General features: G+C 66.2%; 10 protein-coding genes and 1 pseudogene. 3 read left to right on the top strand and 8 right to left on the bottom strand.

Going from position 1 to position 18,610, the window contains the following annotated elements; genetic code table 11:
• Positions 1-647 precede the first annotated feature (647 nt).
• From QE385_RS01165 to QE385_RS01185, 5 genes are read right to left on the bottom strand one after another with little or no spacing between them, the layout of a single operon-like run.
• Complete coding sequence (locus QE385_RS01165) at positions 648-1,451, bottom strand: hypothetical protein (protein ID WP_307098245.1); 804 nt, start codon at positions 1,449-1,451, stop codon at positions 648-650.
• The gene (locus QE385_RS01170) at positions 1,451-2,404 is read right to left on the bottom strand and encodes a PleD family two-component system response regulator (RefSeq protein WP_307098247.1); all 954 of its coding nucleotides are present in this window, start codon (positions 2,402-2,404) and stop codon (positions 1,451-1,453) included. Before QE385_RS01170 ends, QE385_RS01165 begins: the two co-directional genes overlap by 1 nt.
• Positions 2,355-3,902 (bottom strand): hypothetical protein, encoded by a 1,548-nt coding sequence (locus tag QE385_RS01175; protein ID WP_307098248.1) that lies wholly within the window; start codon positions 3,900-3,902, stop codon positions 2,355-2,357. The genes QE385_RS01170 and QE385_RS01175 overlap by 50 nt, the downstream gene beginning before the upstream one ends.
• Positions 3,899-5,782, bottom strand: coding sequence for a glycosyltransferase family 2 protein (locus QE385_RS01180; RefSeq protein ID WP_307098251.1), 1,884 nt, complete (start codon positions 5,780-5,782; stop codon positions 3,899-3,901). The genes QE385_RS01175 and QE385_RS01180 overlap by 4 nt, the downstream gene beginning before the upstream one ends.
• Positions 5,770-6,777, bottom strand: a complete 1,008-nt coding sequence (locus QE385_RS01185) for a hypothetical protein (RefSeq protein ID WP_307098253.1) — start codon at positions 6,775-6,777, stop codon at positions 5,770-5,772. Before QE385_RS01185 ends, QE385_RS01180 begins: the two co-directional genes overlap by 13 nt.
• A 472-nt stretch (positions 6,778-7,249) precedes the next feature.
• On the opposite strand from QE385_RS01185, the pseudogene QE385_RS19835 reads away from it, so the two are divergent.
• Positions 7,250-7,655: pseudogene (locus tag QE385_RS19835) on the top strand (transposase); the annotation flags it as partial.
• 180 nt (positions 7,656-7,835) lie between these two features.
• Here QE385_RS19835 and QE385_RS01190 read toward each other — a convergent pair.
• From QE385_RS01190 to QE385_RS01200, 3 genes are all read right to left on the bottom strand, one after another.
• On the bottom strand, positions 7,836-8,996 hold the full coding sequence (locus QE385_RS01190; protein ID WP_307098255.1) for a serine hydrolase: 1,161 nt from the start codon (positions 8,994-8,996) through the stop codon (positions 7,836-7,838).
• Positions 8,993-11,260: a penicillin acylase family protein gene (locus QE385_RS01195; RefSeq protein ID WP_307098256.1), complete on the bottom strand. Its 2,268-nt coding sequence runs from the start codon at positions 11,258-11,260 to the stop codon at positions 8,993-8,995. Before QE385_RS01195 ends, QE385_RS01190 begins: the two co-directional genes overlap by 4 nt.
• A 150-nt stretch (positions 11,261-11,410) precedes the next feature.
• Complete coding sequence (locus tag QE385_RS01200; RefSeq protein ID WP_307098258.1) at positions 11,411-14,362, bottom strand: TonB-dependent siderophore receptor; 2,952 nt, start codon at positions 14,360-14,362, stop codon at positions 11,411-11,413.
• Between the two features lie 293 nt (positions 14,363-14,655).
• Here QE385_RS01200 and QE385_RS01205 point away from each other — a divergent pair, with 293 nt between their 5' ends.
• Both QE385_RS01205 and QE385_RS01210 read left to right on the top strand, forming a co-directional pair.
• Positions 14,656-16,992 carry a penicillin acylase family protein gene (locus QE385_RS01205; RefSeq protein ID WP_307098259.1) on the top strand — a complete coding sequence of 779 codons (2,337 nt, stop codon included), beginning with the start codon at positions 14,656-14,658 and terminating at the stop codon, positions 16,990-16,992.
• Positions 16,989-18,575 (top strand): amidohydrolase family protein, encoded by a 1,587-nt coding sequence (locus QE385_RS01210; RefSeq protein WP_307098261.1) that lies wholly within the window; start codon positions 16,989-16,991, stop codon positions 18,573-18,575. The genes QE385_RS01205 and QE385_RS01210 overlap by 4 nt, the downstream gene beginning before the upstream one ends.
• Positions 18,576-18,610 lie beyond the last annotated feature (35 nt).

Raw genomic sequence — 18,610 nt, forward strand, 5'->3', positions numbered from 1 at the left:
AGGCCGCGCGACATCCTGGTCGTGCTGACCGATGACCATCGATACGACGCCATGGGCTTCATGCAGGCGCAGCATTTCGGTGACACGCCCATGCTCGACCGGCCAGCGCGCGAGGGGACGCGTTTCCGTACGCGTTCGTCACCACCGCGCTGTGTTCGCCCAGCCGGGCGGTCGCCCCAACCGGGCTATTGCGACCTCTTCGGCCAGGGGCGGGGGTGGGGGCGAGGCAGAGACATCGCTCGGGACGGTCGCCGCTTCGCCGCGATCCTCGTCATCGTCCTGATGAAGTGCCCAGGCGGCCAGTTCCTGTTCGAAACAAAGGACCGAGCCCTGTTTCCCACCCGGCATCCGCCGCACCGGCAAGTCGCGTTCCCGCGCCCAGCGCATGACCGTGGTCCGATCGCGATTGAAATAGGCCGCGATCGATTTCCACCCGTCCAGACGCTTGCCGCCTTGGCCCCCGTCCTGCCCCACCTTGACGCCTACCCCCGAAGCGACCCCCGGCCCCATCGTGCCCGGAGAGCCGATCGGGCGTCAAGCATCCGCCAGGACCACGCCGATCGGTCCTGATACCCCATGTTTTGGAATGTTCAGACTGCGAAGGGGACGAGCATCGGCCGGTCCTAAGGATTGCGCGGGCAAGGCGTTCAGAAGCGGAACCACAGGCCGCCGGTGCCCCCGCGCTCGCGCAGGGCATTTTTTCCGCCGACCGTCGCCAGTCCGCCGAGCTGAAGCGACCAGCGATCGTTCAGATCATAGGCGGCGTTCAGGAAGGCATTGTGATAGCGATACGCCTTGAAGACGCCCTTGCCGGCCCCGTCGGACCAGCTGTTCGACACGGATGTATAGAGCAGGACGCGCTTGACCGGGCGGATGCCCAGGGTCGCGTCGGCCCGGAACTCGTTGGGGGGATCTCCCGCCCGCACGCGATAGCCGCCCGCCAGGTCGATGAAGCCGGACATGCGCCCGATCGTGAAACTCGCGCCGCCCAGCGCTCGCACGTCGAATTCGGCGTCGGTGCTGCCCACCTGGGCCAGGGAATCGCGACGCCGCGTTCCAGGAATCCGTGCCGTCGCCTGGAGCGAGCCGACCCAGCGCGATCCGCTGGCCACACGGTAACGGCCCCCAAACTCGGTATAACCCAGCCCGCTGGTGTCGTCGGTCGCCCCCTGGATGCCGACATGCCGGAAACTCGGCGCGGCGATCAGCGTCAGATCGTCGGTGACGCCATATTCACCCAGCACATAGACTTCCTGCTTGTCGTAATCGGGGATGTCGATGGTCCGGCCGTTCGCGTCGAAGCCCCGGTCGCTGTGCGAATAGACGCCGGTGACCAGGACCTGTCCCTTGCCCTTGGGCAACGTCCAGGCCGACGCCTCGGCCGCCGTGGCATGGACGAGCGCGACGGACGCGATGGCGACGGCCAGGATGGAGCGGGTGGCATATTTCATCAAAGGACGTCCATATCGGGGAGGGGAAGAAAGGGTCTGCGCCGCTGCTGTTGTTCGAGCAGCGTGATCATCTCGCCGGGCAGCAGCAGCAGCCGGTCGCCGCTGGCCATGTCGACCACGGCATCCAGCGCGACGTGCAGGTCGCGGGCCGACGCGCCATGGGGGAGCTTCATCGCGTCGATCCGTGACAGCGCGGCCTCGCCAAATGCCACCATGCCCGCAGGATCGACATTGGGGGCGATCGACAGGAACAGCCCGTCGTCGAACAGGCCGAGCACCGCGCCCATCGGTGCGGCCACGTCGCACAATGCCATCGACAATTGGCGCATCAGCCGTGTCGCCGCAGCCGCCCCATGTTCCAGGCGATAGGGATCAAGCGCGCGAACCTGCAGCGCACACAGCGTCGTATCCACGCCATTGTCGGCGGCAAGACGGAGTTCGGCATCGAGAAGCGATCGGTTGGCGATCAACATGTCGGGGAGAAAGCCGCGCAATTCCTCCTGTACCATCGTCTTGTCGCGCAGGGCCTTTTCCCGTGCGCGTCGGCGATCGATCTCCCGCTTGAAACGCAGCGCGGCGCGGGTCCGGGCGAGAAGGTCGATCGGCCTGAACGGCTTGGTGACATAGTCGTTTGCCCCGGCGACAAAAGACTGGTTGAGCGACGATACGTCGTTCTGGCCGCTGACCATGATGATCGGCACGTCTCGATACCGGCCCGAGGACCGGATGGCGGCGCAGGCCTCTATGCCGTCGACGCCCGGCATCAGGATGTCGAGCAGGATGCAGTCGAAGGCAGGGGCGGCGGGACCATCGTCGATGCCAAGGAGGTCATAGGCGTGATTGGCGTCGCTGGCGCCCTCCACCCGTGCAAATCCCCCCGTGGCCAGTGCGAGCATACCCGCGTCACGGGCCTCCGCACTGTCGTCGACCAACAGAATGCGAGCGCTGTTCATGGAATTTCGACCTTTCTGGGCGTGCCCATACCCGCCAGCCGCCTTGATCGAAGGCGAGCCGGTAGCCGGGCGGGCCCTGCTCGAACAGGTTGGGCATGCTGCGGCTGATGGCGTCGTCGCTCTCGCCGGGGCGATGCGCGCGAACTGCCACGGCGGACGTCAAAACGCGGTGTGCGAGTACCGATACGCCGAATGCGGGAGATCTATCGGTCAACAGGCCTTCGGCGCTGCCGCGTGCGGCCACCACCGCCGGGTGGGCCAAGGCGTCGATCATGACGTCGCGATGCCCCACCAGATAGCGGCCCAGCGCACGATCGGCCGACATTGCGCCGGTTCGCTCCGTCACTGCCTGCGCGACAAGCCCGTTCGCCTTGACATCGGCGCCAAGGATCACCGGGGCCGAGACCAGCGCCCCGGCCAGGATCAGCAGGCCCGCCTGCGACAGCTTCTCCACTGGCCACCGCGTCGAAACCCCGGCGGCAAGGCCCAGGGCAGGGACCAGGACTTCCCCAGGATGACGGGCAATCCCGGTCGCCACGACGAGGATCGACGCAAGCATCAGGCTGGCCAGCCCTGCTGCAACGCTTTCACGCAGGGCGCGCGGCGCGGTCCGCATCGTCGACAGCAGGACGGCGATGGTCGCCACAGCGGCCGTGGCGATCGGTGCCAGCGCCGCGATCGCCCAGCCAGGGGGCGTGCCGCCGCGCACCGCGTGATAGATATCCCCGACGATGACCGCCAGCGGGGCGTGGAGGATGATCACGAACAGCGCGAACAGCGACAGGACGGATAGGACCAGCGGGAACAGCAGCACCAGATAGGTGCCGACATAATGCCGCTCCGCCAGGTCGCGGGGCACTGCGAAGATCAGGAAGGGGATGGCCCCGATCGTGATCGCCGCACCCTGCGCGCTGGTCATCGCCAGCATCGGCAGCGCCAGCGACAGCGCGATCGTCTCGTTGATGCCGGTGATCGTGCGGGTATCCATCATGCTGCGCCCCAGCACCCAGCCGCCCCATAGGAGCAACAAGGCCTGCGGCCCTTGTGTGAGGGCCGAGATCGACAGGGGGTGCACCGCCAGCAGCAGGACGAGGAGCATGATGGTGCCGGTCGACGCCCCCCTTTCCGCCAGCGATCCCCCATATCGTGCCGCCAGGCCGCCCAGCAGCACCGCGTCGACCAGCGCGACCGGATCGAGTCCGAGCGGCCGCCCCAGCATCTCGCCCAATATCAGCAGGAAATAGGGCAGGGGCGGATAGCTGGTCAGGAGCGCGGTGGGATCGGACTGGCCCGCGGCCGACAGGACCGCCCGGCCCGCCAGTTCCGCGGTGCCGTCGTGCCACAATCCCAGTTCGCTGATCCGCGCGGCCAGGCGGTAGCCCGCCAGGGCGACCAGAATGGCGAGAAGCGCCGACGGCGCGATCCCGCTGCCGGCTGGCACCGACCATCGCCAGCGCCCGCCCCCCGCCGAGGTTCCGGCCAACGAAACGACGCTCATGCCGCCTGTTCCTCCAGCGCGCTGGAGACTTCGGCCGCGGTGAATTTCGACAGACCGTGCTGGGTCTTCTCCCAGTAGAAGGGCCGGGTGACGAGCTGCCACGCCCCTTTCCAGGCGGCGACGGACAGCAGCACCCAATACCACATGACGGTCAGCGCATAGGGCGCCAGCTGGACCCAGCGTCGCCGGAACGGCGCGAGCATCATCAGATAGATGAACATGCCGTTCCCGATCAGCAGGTTCAGCATGCTGGTGTAGAGCAGCATCGGCGGGAAGACGATGTCGAAGCCCCCCGTCTGGGTCACCGCCCAGAAGAGGAAGACCGCCCAGAAAATGGGATTGAGCAGGCCGGAAAGGACCGTCCCGCCCAGGAAGCTGACAAAGCCGAGCGTCCCCAGCGGACCGACGGTCTTCATCAGGTGCAGCGGGCGCCGGGTGTGAACCAGGCACGTCTGCATATAGCCCTTCATCCAGCGCGAGCGCTGCCGCACCCAATTGGCGTGCGAGACATTGGCTTCTTCATAGGTCGTCGAATCGACCAGGCCGACCCGATACCCTTTCTGGGTCATGCGGATTCCCAGATCGGCGTCTTCGGTGACGTTGAAGGGATCCCATGCATGAAGCTCGCGCAGGACCTCGATCTTGAAATGGTTCGACGTGCCCCCCAGCGGGATCGGGATCCCCAGCCGCTCGAGCCCGGGCAGCATCAGGTCGAACCACAGGGAATAGTCGAGCGTGAACATCCGCGTCAGCCAGTTTTCCGACGCGTTGAAATAGTTCAGGCGGCACTGGATGCAGGCGACGTCGGGCGACGACCGGCGAAACGCCGCGACGACCTTGCGCAACTGGTCGGGTTCCGGCTTGTCCTCGGCATCGAAGATAACCAGATATTCGCCGCGTGCGAAGCGCAGGGCATAGTTGCACGCCTTGGGCTTGGTCTGCGGCTGTGACGGCGGCACCCGCACGATCTCGAAAATGCCCTCCAGGCCCAGTCGCTTGGCCGCGTCGATCGTCTCGTCGTCGCCTTCTTCCAGGACGATCTTGATATCCAGCTTGCCCAGCGGATAGTCGAGCTTGCGCAATGCGCCGGCCAGGATCGGCAGCACCTCCGGCTCGCGGAACATGGGGACGAGCACGGTGTAGACCGGCAAATCCTCGTCGCGCAGCAGTCGCGCTTCCATCGCCAAGGCGCGATGGCGATCGTGGCTGCGCCGTCCGCCCGCCCAGACGAGGACGCCGCGAAACACGAAATTGCCGAGATAGAAGACGCTGGTGATCGTGTTGACGACGATCAGGGTCGGGGTGGGCGCAAAACCCAGGCCCAGGCACAGCAGGGTCAACCCGGCCCAGACGACCAGCAACTGCGCCCGGGTGAACACGGTACGGGCCGACATCTCCGGGTCGGCATCCGCCAGTTCGTGGACTGCCCGGTGCGAATGGCGGGCGCTGAAGACCTTTTGCAGGGACCACAGGACATCGAACTTGGCCGTGACGACCATGTCGATATTGGAACCCCAACGGCGCCGCGCGTACAGGACCGATTCCGGTCCCAGATGAGCGGTCACGACGACCATGCGCCCATCCTGCACGCGCCACGGCATCGTCAGTTCGCGCATGTAATCCTCGACTTCCGCCTCGATCAGCAGCGTCTCGTCGGGAGGATCGGTCTGAAGGTTGACGAAGGTCATGCCGAAGCGCCGCGCCGCCGCGCGATGAAAGTCCTGCGGCGTCATCCAGCGACGCGACATGACCACGTCGGACAGCGACCGGTCCCATTGCTCCATCAGGTCGAGCGCTTCGTCGAATTGCTCGAGCGAGAGGAAGCCGTTTTCGACCAGGAAGTCGGCGGTCCAGGAATCGCCGATCGTCAGGCAGCCCATGCCGGGGCCTCCGTCGCCGTCACGCGCCGGGGCAGGCGGCGATAGACCAGGCCCAGGCCGACGCTGGCCGCTGCCCAGCCGATCAGGAGGAGCCAGCGCCAGATCCGCTTCGTCCGCTGCGATCCGTCGGCATCGACGCCGGGGCCATAAGCGGGATGGAGGGTCCGCGCGTCGCTGGCATAGGAAAAGGCCATCAGCCTTCCCGATGGCCCGAAAATACCGATGTCGCCGCTGTCCAGATCCAGCTCGCGCGGCACGTCCGGGCCTGGGCGCACCCAGATGACGGGATGGTCGCCGGTCCGCAGCACCTGCACTACGGTCAGCCTGTCCAGCATGTCCGGCGGGATGACCGTGACACCATCCTGACGGACGAGGCTCACCGGGCCGAGATCGAAGCGTATCGGGGCGATGAAATCGGGCGGCTGCTGTCGCGAGACATAGACCAGCCCCCCGCCTTCCGCGAGCGGACGGGCCCTGGGCGCCAGGGCATTGCGGACCAACTTACCGAATGCCGGATCGACGTCCGGTCCCTGCAAAAGGGTCAGGCCGGCCCGATAGCGGCTGGCAAGATGCGCGAAGGTGGCGTCGGCGCGGGCGGCATCATAGTCCTGGTGCACGGGGCCGACGACGCGCACCGATGCGGCCAGAGCGCGGCAATAGGGCGTCTCGCATTGCGGCACATAGGCGGCCACTTCGACCAGGCTGCGCATCGACAGCAGGCGTTCGTCCACATCGGCGCGCAGCGTGACGCTGTCCTGACGCCCCAGCCATGTCCGCGCGATCACAACGCCGTTGACGGCCATGGACACCCAGGGCTGTCGGGCGTCGCTGCCTGCTCGACCATGGACGTCGACGGTCAGAGCCGACAATCGGGAGCGTGCGGGCAAGTCCCGCAGATCGATCACGTCGCGCCGGATCACTGTGCGCGCGGATTCCGTCGCCCCGGACGGCGTGGCGGCACCCGCCAGCAGCGCGAGATGGAGAGCGGTCCACATGGGTTTCGATCAAGGCAGCGGGCGAACGGGCGCGTGGACGTTGCCCGATCCGGAGCGGGCCGAAGCGATGTTCGCGCTGCGAAGTGGCGATGCGGAAACCATATGCGCGTCAATGTCATATGTTAGTTAAATTCTGCTTATTGGGTTATCCTTTCTGTAAACGCGCGCAGTTGTATGCACCGTAATTGCCAAGTGACTGGCTAAAGACGATTTTTATTGATTGCTATATATGATCTCATGAAATCGCGGTCTGATAGCTTCCTTGAAATGGAAGAACGCCCGATGGGACGGGTTTGTCACGGGAATGACACATTAATTCATCCCACCCGAGAAGCGGTGCGGCAGGTCAAGATCAGACCGCGATGCCGAGTCGGTGGCTTGGGGGCAACCCTTTGACGTATCTCCTGTTTTTTAGCTTGGTCTGAGCGAGAGTTTGTCGGACCTTTAAACTCTGCGGGCAAGGATCTGAGACCTGAAGAAGTTGTGGTACTCGGAAGAGCAGATCACTTTTGCGCTGAACCGGGCGGAGACCGGCACGCCGGTGACCGATGTCACCCGCCCTACGGGGATTTCCGAGCAGACATTCTGTCGCTGGAAGAAGGGGTACGGCGGGCTCGAGGCTGGTGGGTTGCGACGCGTGAGGTAACGCGAGGAGGAGAACCGGACGCTGAAACAGCCGTCGCGGACCCGAGTTTCGACAGGCATATCCCGCAGGATGTTCTGACAACAAAGCTCTGATGGCCGGACGGGCGCGGGACCGTCCCGCACGTCCGGACGTCCCACGGCGGCAGCCGCGCATCCTGCTGAGCAGGGAAGGATGGGGCGTGAACCACGAACGTGCTTACCGGCTGTATCGGGAAGGCGGCCAAAATTTTCGCCGAATGAACGCAGGATGTTCCCCCCTCAGACTGGATAGACACTGAGAGAACCTCATGCCTCGGGGGCCTCCCTGTGAAAGGCATATCGGCCGGGGAGGTTCGCGACGCCGTCCGCTTCCGATGATCTCAGCAAATGCGATCGCACATTTTGTACATCATGCGATGAGCGATCGTCCGGGATCAACCAACGTGGCGCTGGGGGGCCAGTCCATCGATCGCCGCCAGGATAGCGGTGTGGATCGCGATGCGCGCTTCGCCGATGCGCTTGTTGTCGCGGGTGGGGTTCACGCGATTGGTCAACAGAATGATGAAGGCATCGCGCTTGCGGTCGATATAGATGGACGTGCCGGTAAAGCCGGTATGGATCAGCGCGTCGGGTGAGGCGCGCGGCCCGGCAAAGCTACCGGAGGCATCGGGCATGTCCCATCCCAAAGCGCGCGAAGTGCCCGGCGGTTCGGCCTGGCGAGTGGTGAAGGCGGCGATGGTGGACGGCTTCAACAGGCCCTTGCCGTCGCGAAGATAGAGTTCCGCCAGCTTTGCGAGGTCCCGCGCGGTGGAGAACAGCCCAGCATGCCCGGAAACCCCATCCAGCACATAGGCATTTTCGTCATGCACCTCGCCCCGGATCAATCGGTGCCGAAATATCTTGTCCTGCTCGGTGGGCACGATCCTGGCCAAGTTGCGGGCGGACGGGTTGAAGCCGGTATCCTTCATCCCCAACGGTCCAAACACAGCGTCGTGCAGGAAGCGGTCGAGCGGCTTGCCCGATAGGCGCGCGACGATCTCGCCCATCAGGATCATGTTCTCGTCGCGATACTGATAGTGCGAACCGGGTGTCCATGCGACCGGCATATGATCGATCAGGGCGAGCAGCTCCTGCCGGTTGCGGCTATGCTGCCAGAGAAGATCGGTGATGAACAAGCCCGAGCTGTGACCCAGCAGGTGACGCACGGAAATCCGCTCATGCCCGGGCGTACCGGCGAAGGTCGGCAGATAGTCGATCACCGGCCGGTCGAGGTCCAGCAGCCCCCGGTCATAGAGCAACTCGGCCGCGGTTGTCGTACCGACGACCTTGGTCAGCGAGGCGAGATCGAAGATCGCGTTGCGGGGCATGGGCAGCGCATCGGGCGCGGACGACATCCGCCCGAAGTTGCGCAGCGCCACCAGCCGACCATGGAGACCGATCGCGACGACCGCGCCTGGAAAGGCCTTGCCGACCCAGGATTGGATTTCATCAAAGGCTTCGGCGAAGCGTGGCGGCCGTGCCTGGGCAACGACAGCCTGGGCGAATATTGCCCCCACGGTCATCCCCTGCACGAAGCGCCGCCGGTCGATCGTCATGGGTGAAGCTCCGTCACCTGGCGAATATGTGCGTCGACCGCCTTCCTGCCAAATGGAAAGGGGCGTGCCCGACCGGCTAGCCACGTCGCATAGCCGTCGCGGTAATGCGGGGAGCGCGGATCGATCGACTGGCCGGGCAGGGTCAGGATACAGCTCCGATCCCAATCGCCGACATCGCAGACCATCAGGACGCTCGCGCCGTGGCTGACGTGATAGTCGCGGGCGGCGACATAGCCGCGCGCCATCACGGTGAAGGTGTCGCCCCCGGACCGGCCGCCCTCGATGACGGGTAGCGCGGCGTCGATCGCGGGCAAGCCGGACAGGGGATGGCGAAGGACGACGCGGTGAATGTCACCCCAACGCCAGGCGGCCGGATCGGCGCCCAACGCCTCCGACGCCGTCTCCCAGGCCCGGCCGAGCGCCTTCGCCAGCAGAGCGTCGCGCGCCGCCTCAGGGTCGGGGCCGAGGCGCGTATCGGGATGAGTCAGCAGCGCGAGCATCGGTCGCGGATCGATCGATGTCACCAACTCGCGCGCGCTGTCGGGCACGATCGCGGCGAGGCAGGCTTTGCCGAGTTCGATCCACAGCATTTCAAACAAAGCGGCGGCGGCGCTGTCCGCACCCAGCCGAGCATCCCAGTCGCAGAGCATGACTGCCGCCCGCGCCGCCATGCCGTCGAGCGCCTTCGGCAGCAACGGCAGAAGGGCCTGCGCGGGCAGCGAGAGATCGTCATGCTGTAACGCCACGCTATCGGCGACGGAATGACAGTCGGCGTCACCGAGCACCTGCGCGATCCGGTCGTAGCGATAAGGCGCGTTCCAGGTGAAGCTCGTCATTCCCTTGGTCGACGACCATTCCGGTGGAAGATTGAACTGGTTGGCCGAGGCGAACCAGCCCTGCGCCGGATTGAGAAGCGTCGGCATCTGCTCGGCGGGAAGAATACCCTGCCAGTCATGGCGTCCGTCGCCCGGCACCGGCAACAGGCCGTCAGCCTGGTTACGGATTGGAACATGGCCCAGCAATCGCCAGCCCGTGTTGCCGTCGATATCGGCATAATGGAAGTTGGTCGGCGCCACGTGCAGCCGGGCGGCCTCGGCGATTTCGTCCCAGTTCCCTGCCAGATTGAGCGCGATGATGGCAAAGGTCATGTTAGCGCCGGGAAGCAGCGAGGCCGACGCCATGGCCGTGGCACGCAGGCGGGATGGATCGTGGCGCAACACCGGCCCGTGTTCGGCATGGCGGAGCGTCACCACCACGTCATCGGCGTCCTTCACGCGGATCGTTTCGGTCGTCTTTGCGAACCGCTTCCATTGGTCCTGATGGCGATAGCATTCGGGATCGTCCGGGCTCAGCTCCAGGACGTACAGATCCTCCTGATCGATATGCGAATTGGTCCGCCCGAACGCATAATGGTCGGTATGGCCCTGCATGATGCCGGGCATGCCGGGGCTCCCCGCGCCGATCACGTCGAAACCCGGGGCGGTGAGATGGGCAAGATGACGTGGGGAAAAGCCTCCGATACCGAGATGCGGATCATTGGCCAGGATCGGGCGACCGGTGGCCGACCGCGCAGACGAGATTGTCCAAGCATTGCTGCCATGCGCGTTGCGGTCGAGGCGGTCCTCGACCGGGTCGTAACCGGCAGGCGAGGTGCCGCTCCAGGGCAGCGGCCCTTCGGTCTCGCCCAAGATACCCAGATCGGCCTGAGAGACGGCTGCCAGATCGAGCCCCTCGGGTAGCTGGGGCGTGCGGTCCCCGGTCAGCGGTGCGACCAGCGTGTCGAGGTCTAGCAGGCCAAGCGTTGCGAGCCGGGCCCGCCGGATTTCGTCGGTAACGCTGCCCATGTCGCCACGGCGGACGCGGACCAGGTCGGCAATGTCCCACCGCAGTGGTTGCAGCTTCAGCACGTCATATTCCGGCGGCAATAGAGAGGGATCGCCCTCCAGCTCGGCGATGCGGGCGTTGATCCCGTCGACATAGGCGCGGGCGCAAACGACAACGTCCACGGGAAGCTCCGCCAGTTCGCTCTCGACGTTGCCGCGATAGAGGAGCAGGCGCGCGGCATGGTCATGGGGCACGAACCGCGCGCCGAACGCCTCCGCCAGCCGTCCCAGATCGCGCCGCACCTGGAGATCGATTTGGAACAGCCGGTCGCGGGCGACGACATAGCCCTGACCGAAATAAGCATCGGGGATCGAGGAGGCGCGAATATGCGGCACGCCCCATTCGTCGTCGGCGATGGTTACGGATGCCCGCAGCGGCACGGCTTTCCTCCTTTCCTGGATCGGGCAGGGTCGCTTCGTGCCGTCGTCGCGCCGCCCACCCTGCCGGCCTGATGGCGGCGCCGGACGGGAGGGGGGCGGCGGGGACGGATCACGGCGGTCGCGCCGCCGTGAACGCCCCGCTGCGCCGGCTCAGCGGGTCTGGAACCGGATGCCGAACCGGAAGGCGCGGCCGAGCAGGTCTGAATAGGTGCTGTTCGCCGCAAGCCCTGTTTCCGGCAACAGGATGGGATCGCGATCCAGCAGGTTCGTGATGTTCAGGAACAGCTCGGCGCGACCGCCGCTATGCGTCTTGATCTTGGCGGTCAGGTTCAGGTCGAGATACATCGCGCCCGAGATGGAGTTGTCGTCGATCGTCGGGAATTGCGAAACGGTCGCGGCGGGGCGCCCGGTCGGGCAGTTGCCATTGCAGACTATGTAGTTGTTGCCATAGGTCCCGCTGCTCACCCCGCGCGCCGTGCCGGTGACCGAGAAGCCGTCATCGTCATAGGCCAGGTTGAACCGATAGATCCATTTGGGCGGGCTGGTGCCGTTCAGCTGGCCGACGATGTCGACCGGCACCACGTTCGGCACGCCGCTGTCGGTGATGTTGTGGATATACCGCGTCGCCAGCCCGTGAAGCGTCACCGCGCCGGGGGCTTGACGGACGAGGTCGCTCAGCGGCACGCGGTAGTTGGCGTCGAAGTCGATGCCGCGTACCCATTGCCGCGCGAAGTTGAACGGGCTGGCCCGGAAGAACAACTCCCGGTCGCCCGAGGGATCGGGGCCATAGGCGGCACAGAAGTCCTTGCGCCCTTCATAGCAGCGATTGATGATGTCCTGTGCGAAGAATTGCCCGATCGCGTCTCTCAGCTTGATGTCGAAGCCGTCGACCGAGGCCGAGAAGCCGGGAAGGAAGCGGGGTTGGAGCACGACGCCGATCGAGATCGAATCGGCCTTTTCGGGGTGCAGATTGGGGTTGCCCGTCGTGATTTCGCGGAAGGTGACGGTGGTTCGCCCGGTCGCGGGATCGGTCAGCGTATTGGTCCGCGACGTGCCCGATGCGTACAGCTCGCTGAGATTGGGGGCCCGGATGTCGCGTGAACGGGTGGCGCGGAAGCGGATGTCCGGGATGGGTTGCCACGTCGCGCCGAGCTTCCAGGTGGTGACATAGCCCGAGGTGGAATAGTCGGTCCCGCGAACCGCGCCGTTGAACTCCAGGCCGAGGCCCAGCGGGACCACCGTTTCGAGATAGGCTTCCTTGACGTGATAGCTGCCGAAGGTGGGCAGGAAATTGCCCACGGACCAGCCGGTCTGATATTGGCTGGGCACGAAGCCGGATACCGACTCCCGGCGATATTCGCCGCCTACCGCGACGCTGACGTCGCCCGCCCAGGTCGCGAACGGGGTCATCGACAGATTGGCACCGGCGACGGTCTGTTTCAGTTTCTGGTCGCGATAGGGATCGCCCAGGACATAGTCGATCGCGGCCGGATTCGCGACGCCGATGCCCAGCCGGTTGAGCGGCACGCAGCCATTGGTCGGCGCGGTCAGCGAGGATCGGCATACGATCGTGCCCGCTGCCACACCCAGCGCATTGCCCGCCGGTGCGGCGACCGCGTCGGTCGCTGCGGCCATGTTGGCGGTGTTCATGATGTCGCGCAGCTGTTCATGCGCATTCGTTTCGCCATATTGGCCGTAGATGTTCCAGAAGGCCGTGTGGCCGAATGCCTGAAACTCACCCTCGCCGCCGATCGCGTAACGCTGAACGTCACGGCTGCTGTTGTTCTTTCGGTAGGGCAGGTCGACGGCGGTGCTGCCGACCGTCACCGAGGTGACGGCGGACCGCTCCGCCGGGGTGATGAGCCCGGCGGACACCGCATTGGCCAGGGCGGCCTGCAGATAGGGATTGGCCGCCGTGAGGGTGATGCCGGTCGTCGATTGCGGCCCGGCGTTGAACAGCGTCTTTTGCCAGTTGTACGATGCCTCGGCGAACAGCGTCACGCCATTGGCGACTTCGTAGCTCAACCGGCCGAATGCGCCCCGGCGGTCGTCGTCCGCATCCAGGCCGATATTGCGGCCCTGATCGTTGACGCGCCAGTCCCCGCCCTGGGTCAGCGAAGGGGCGGTGGCGCCGCCCGGCGCCGGGAAGCTGAGCGCGCCATATTGATACTGGCTCGCTGCGCCGCCTTGCCCGAAATAGAGACCGCGTAGCCGGTTCGCCACGCCGCCGCTGGAATTCAGGATGATGCCACCGGGGGTCGTGTTGGAGACGCCGACCGGCTGGCGGATCAGATATTGCGGCTGGCCATTGGTGTTGGTGTAATTGGGATTGGTGATCCGGACCACGCCGCGCGCGTTCCATGCGCGGTCGACCCGGAAGATGCCGTCGCGATGCGCCCATTCGCCGCTCAGCAGCAGATGACCGCGATCATCGCGGCCAAAGGCCGTCCCGACGGCGGCGCTGAATGAGTAATTTGCACCATCGCCCCGTTCGGTGATCCCGCTGTCGGCCAGGACCTTGATGCCCTGATACTTCTTGTCCAGCACGAAGTTGACGACCCCGGCGACCGCGTCCGATCCATAGGCCGCCGATGCGCCACCCGTGACGATCTCGACGCTCTTTACCAAGGCCTGGGGGAAGGTGTTGACGTCGACCAGACCGGTGACGCTGGACGACACCGTCCGCCGCCCGTCGAGCAGCACCAGCGTGCGGATCTCGCCCAGACCGCGCAGGTTGAGCGCATTGATGCCCGCCAGGCCCGAACTGATCGCCAGCCGCGAATTGGAGGGGCGGGTGGAACCTGCCAGCGCGGGCAGCTGGTTGACGAAATCGGCAATGTTGTTCGTCGGTGAGGTGTTGAGGATATCCTCTTGCGTCGCCACGGTCAGCGGCGTCGGCGACTGGAACCCGTTGCGGATGATCCGCGTGCCGGTGACGGTGATGTCGTCCGGGTCGATTTGCGTTCCGTTGATGTCCGGCGGGGACGGGGGCGCGCCGGGTGACGGCGTCGTCTGGGCAAAGGCGGGGGAGGCAAGCGCCATCGACAAGGCTGTCAGGCCCGTGCCGGCGCTCATCAGACGGCGCCGAGATCCGTCGGTCATATGCAATCCCCCTATTCACGATCTTTGGAGCGTGATCTCCCTGCGGCCGGTCATGATCTTTTCGCTGATCCGTGCTTCCGGAATGGTGCAGGCGAGACGCAACCCAGGTCAAGGGTCGTCCGACTACCGATCGTTGGGTGGGCCATAGCCTTGGATTATGGCGGCATTGCACGCGCGTCGGGCCGCCCTATGGTCTGGCACCGGCCGTCCTGTCGACAGGGGGCATCACCGACTTTGCGGGGGTGCGCCACGGGATGATCCGACACACCGCATGGTTCGAGAAGGGGGAAGCCATGGTCTCTCGCCGTACATTCCTGCTCGGCGCCACCGCGTTGGGTGCGCTTGCGCCCTGGCGAGGGATCGCCCGACCGGTCGGCTCGACCGCCTATGCGACGGTGCCCGGCCTGTCGCGACCGATCGAGATCGTGGACGATGGCTGGGGCATCCCGCATATCCGCGCGCAGACCAAGGCGGACGCCTTTTTCGGTCAGGGCTATGTCGTTGCGCGTGACCGGCTGTTCCAGATCGACTTCGCCCATCGCCGGGAAATGGGGCGGATGGCCGAGGCGTTCGGCGCGGCGTTCGCGACATATGACGCCAAGGCGCAGCTGTTCCATTATCGCGGCGATCTCGATGCGGAGCTGGCCCGCATCCCGTCGCCGGTCCTGGACTGCGTGCGGGGCTATGTCGCTGGGATCAATGCCCGGATCGCCGAAGTGGAGCGCGATCCGACATTGCTGCCGCTGGAATATCGCATTCTGGGCGTGATGCCGATGCGTTGGGAATTGCGCGATCTGGTGGTGGCGCGGGGCGGCTCGGTCGGCAATGTCGACGACGAGATTCGCCGCGCCATGCTGGCGGCAATGGGGCGGCTCGACCTCGACCGGCTGGTGGCCCCGCTGCGCCCCGCGATCGCGATGACCGTGCCGGAGGGACTGGACCCGGCACAGGTCAGCGAGGCGGACATGGGGGTGTTGCAGCTTGGGCCGCTGCCGTTCGGACGAGAGACGCCGACCCGGGAGCGGGACGAGATGTTGAGCGCCACCAATGCCGGGTCGAACGCCTGGACGGTGGCGGGAAGCCGCACCGCGACGGGGCGTCCGATCCTGGCCAATGACCCGCATCTGGGCATTGGCGGGTTCGGGCCGCGCCACGTCGCCCATCTCAGCGCGCCCGGCCTGGACGTAATCGGCGGCGGGGCGCCGGGGCTGGCGGGCATCATGCAGGGCCATACCGACCGCTTCGCCTTCGGTCGCACCAATTTCCATATCGACCAGGAAGACCTGTTCGTGCTGGAGCTCCATCCGGACGACCCGGAGCGTTACCGCCATGACGGCGGCTGGAAGCGGTTCGAGCGGGAGGTGATCGACATTCCCGTGAAGGACGCGCCGCCGCACCGGGCGGTGCTCCGTTACGCGGTGCAGGGGCCGGTGGTGTCGCACGATTCGGCCCGTTCGCGCGCGACTGCGATCGCCTCGGTGGGAATGCAGCCGGGCGGATCGGGTGCGTTTTCGATGGTGGCCATCAACCTGGCGGAGGACTGGGCGGGGTTGCGCGAGGCGTTCAAGTTCCACCCGTCGCCCACCAATTTCCATTATGCCGATGTGCGCGGGCATCATGCGTGGCAGGCCATCGGCTTCTGGCCGGAGCGCAAGCGCGGCCATGGCCTGCTGCCGGTACCGGGCGATGGACGTTACGACTGGGTGGGGATGCGCGATTTCCGCGCCTTGCCCGGTGTGTTCGATCCCGCTGCGGGCTGGTTCGCCTCCGCGAACCAGAACAACCTGCCGCCAGGCTGGCCGATCGAAAGGAGCCCGGCCTTCTCGTTCCGCGATCCCGCACGCTATGATCGCATTGCCGACGTGCTGTCGAAGCAGACCCGGCACAGCCTGGCCGACAGCGTGGCGCTGCAGCACGACACATCGTCGTCGCTCGCCCGGCGCTTCCAGGCGATGTTACCGCGCCAGCCTTCGCCCGGAGCGGCGGCGGCGGTCGCGATGCTGGCGCGCTGGGATACGCGGATCGACGGTGCGAGCGGGGCGGCGGCACTGTACGAGGTCGTGCTGCGCGCGCTGAATGTACGGATGCTCGGCGCACAGGTCCCGGAAAACGCACGCAGCCTGATTTCCTCGATCGAGCCGCCCGAACTGCTCCGTGTAGCCGCTGGTCGGCCCGACCTGGTCGACGAGTCGCTCGCCGTCGGCTGGACGGAAGCGGGCAAGCTGCTGGGGCCCGATCCCACGGCCTGGCGGTGGGATATGCTGCACCGGGTCCGGATCACGCATCCGCTTGCGCGGCTTCCGGCGATCGCGGCGGCTTTCCCCGCGATCGAGGTGGGCGGCTCAGGCGGCGATGGCTTTACGGTGATGGCCCGCTGGCTGGGCAACGGACCGGACTGGCGGGTCGGCGGCGGCGCGAGCTATCTCGAGGTGATCGATGTCGGTGACTGGGATCGTTCGCTGATGCTCAACCTGCCGGGCCAGTCGAACGATCCGCGCTCCCCGCACCGGCAGGACCAGGGTGGCCCGTGGAGTGCGGGCCAGATGCTACCCATGCCGTTCAGCCGCGCCGCGGTCGACGCGGTCGCCACGACCGTCACCCACCTGCAACCCGAGAGGAGCCCGAGATGAAGCGTCTTGTCCTGACCGCACTGGTTTGGTGCGTCGCCACGGCGTCGAGTACGCCGCGCGTCGATGTCGTGATCCGGGGCGGCACCATCTATACGGGTGCCGAGACGCCGCCCTTTGTCGGCGATGTCGAGTTGGCGGGCGATCGCATCGTCTATGTCGGCCGCGCCCGCGGCACGGCGGCGGTTGACGAGATCGATGCGCGGGGGCTGATCGTCGCGCCCGGCCTGATCGATGCGCATACCCATCCGGACAGCTATATCCGCTCGGCCGATGCCGAGGCGCGGCTCAATCTTCCCTGGCTGGCGCAAGGCGTCTCGACCGTGGTGATCGGCGTCGACGGCTATGGTACGTTCGAGGTGGCGAAGGATGCGCGCGCGCTGGAGGCCAGCGGGATCGGCACCAATGTCGTGCCTTTCGTCGGCTTCGGGGCGATCCGCGAGCGCGTGCTGGGACAGGATGCCCGCGCGCCCACGGCCGCGGAACTGGCGGAAGAGAAGCGCCTTGCAGCCCGTGCGATGTGCGAGGGCGCCTATGGCCTGTCCACCGGCCTGTTCTATCCGCCGCAAAGCTTTGCCAAGACGGCCGAGGTGGCGGCGGTCGCCCGTGAAGCGGGCAAGCGCGGTGGTATGTACGACACGCACCAGCGCGACGAGGCGCATTATTCGATCGGCCTTCTTGCCTCGACCCGAGAGGCGATCGAGATCGGGCGCATCGCTGGCACGCCGGTCCATTTCGCTCACCTGAAGGCCTTGGGCGTCGATGTGCAGGGCCAGGCGCCCGCGCTGATCGCCACGATCAAGGCGGCGCGCAGCAAGGGGCAGGCCGTCACCGCGGACCAATATCCCTGGCTGGCCTCGGGGTCGAGCGTCGATGCCGCGCTGGTGCCGGGCTGGGCGATGGACGGCGGCTATCCCAAGCTGCTCGCCCGGTTCGACGATCTGGCGACGCTCGCGCGGTTGAAGATCGAGATGGCGGAGAATCTGCGTCGGCGGGGTGGGGCGGATTCGCTGTTGCTGACCGCGCAGGGCCAGCCCTGGAGCGGCAAGACGCTCGAAACGATGGCGACGCAATGGGGGCTCTCACCGATCGACGCGGCGATCCGCATCCTGCGCACGCCCAATGCCACGGGCACCGGCCCGGCGGGCAGCAGCGTGGCGAGCTTCAACATGGCTGATCGTGACGTCGACCTGATCATGAAGCAGCCCTGGGTGGTGACGTCATCGGACGGATCGGACGGCCATCCCCGTCAATATGCGACCTTTCCCCAGCTCTATCGCACCTATGTCGTCGCGCGGAAGGTGATCACCCTGCCACAGTTCATCCGCCGGTCGACCGGCGCGACGGCCGACATGTACCGCATCGCGCAGCGCGGTTATCTGCGGCGAGGTTATTTTGCCGATGTCGTGGTGCTCGATCCCAGAACTTATGCCCCCCGCGCCGATTATATGCATCCGCGCGTGCCTGGCGTCGGCGTTACCGCGCTGTTCATCAACGGGCGACGGGCGGTGTCGGATGGGGCGGCGACCGGCGTGGCGGCGGGACGTGCGCTGCTGCGGGCCCGGCCCGGCGGCTGCGGCCAATAGCCGCACGTTATAGGCGGCGATGCGAGCGCGATTGG

The organism is Sphingomonas sp. SORGH_AS_0950 (assembly GCF_030818415.1).
Classification (GTDB): domain Bacteria; phylum Pseudomonadota; class Alphaproteobacteria; order Sphingomonadales; family Sphingomonadaceae; genus Sphingomonas.

What these genes read in the sequence shown, in the direction of transcription:
- QE385_RS01200 (WP_307098258.1), bottom strand. Translation starts at nt 14,362, where the DNA reads ATGACCGACGGATCTCGGCGCCGTCTGATGAGCGCCGGCACGGGCCTG.
- QE385_RS01185 (WP_307098253.1), bottom strand. Translation starts at nt 6,777, where the DNA reads ATGTGGACCGCTCTCCATCTCGCGCTGCTGGCGGGTGCCGCCACGCCG.
- QE385_RS01175 (WP_307098248.1), bottom strand. Translation starts at nt 3,902, where the DNA reads ATGAGCGTCGTTTCGTTGGCCGGAACCTCGGCGGGGGGCGGGCGCTGG.
- QE385_RS01205 (WP_307098259.1), top strand. Translation starts at nt 14,656, where the DNA reads ATGGTCTCTCGCCGTACATTCCTGCTCGGCGCCACCGCGTTGGGTGCG.
- QE385_RS01210 (WP_307098261.1), top strand. Translation starts at nt 16,989, where the DNA reads ATGAAGCGTCTTGTCCTGACCGCACTGGTTTGGTGCGTCGCCACGGCG.
- QE385_RS01180 (WP_307098251.1), bottom strand. Translation starts at nt 5,782, where the DNA reads ATGGGCTGCCTGACGATCGGCGATTCCTGGACCGCCGACTTCCTGGTC.
- QE385_RS01165 (WP_307098245.1), bottom strand. Translation starts at nt 1,451, where the DNA reads ATGAAATATGCCACCCGCTCCATCCTGGCCGTCGCCATCGCGTCCGTC.
- QE385_RS01190 (WP_307098255.1), bottom strand. Translation starts at nt 8,996, where the DNA reads ATGACGATCGACCGGCGGCGCTTCGTGCAGGGGATGACCGTGGGGGCA.
- QE385_RS01170 (WP_307098247.1), bottom strand. Translation starts at nt 2,404, where the DNA reads ATGAACAGCGCTCGCATTCTGTTGGTCGACGACAGTGCGGAGGCCCGT.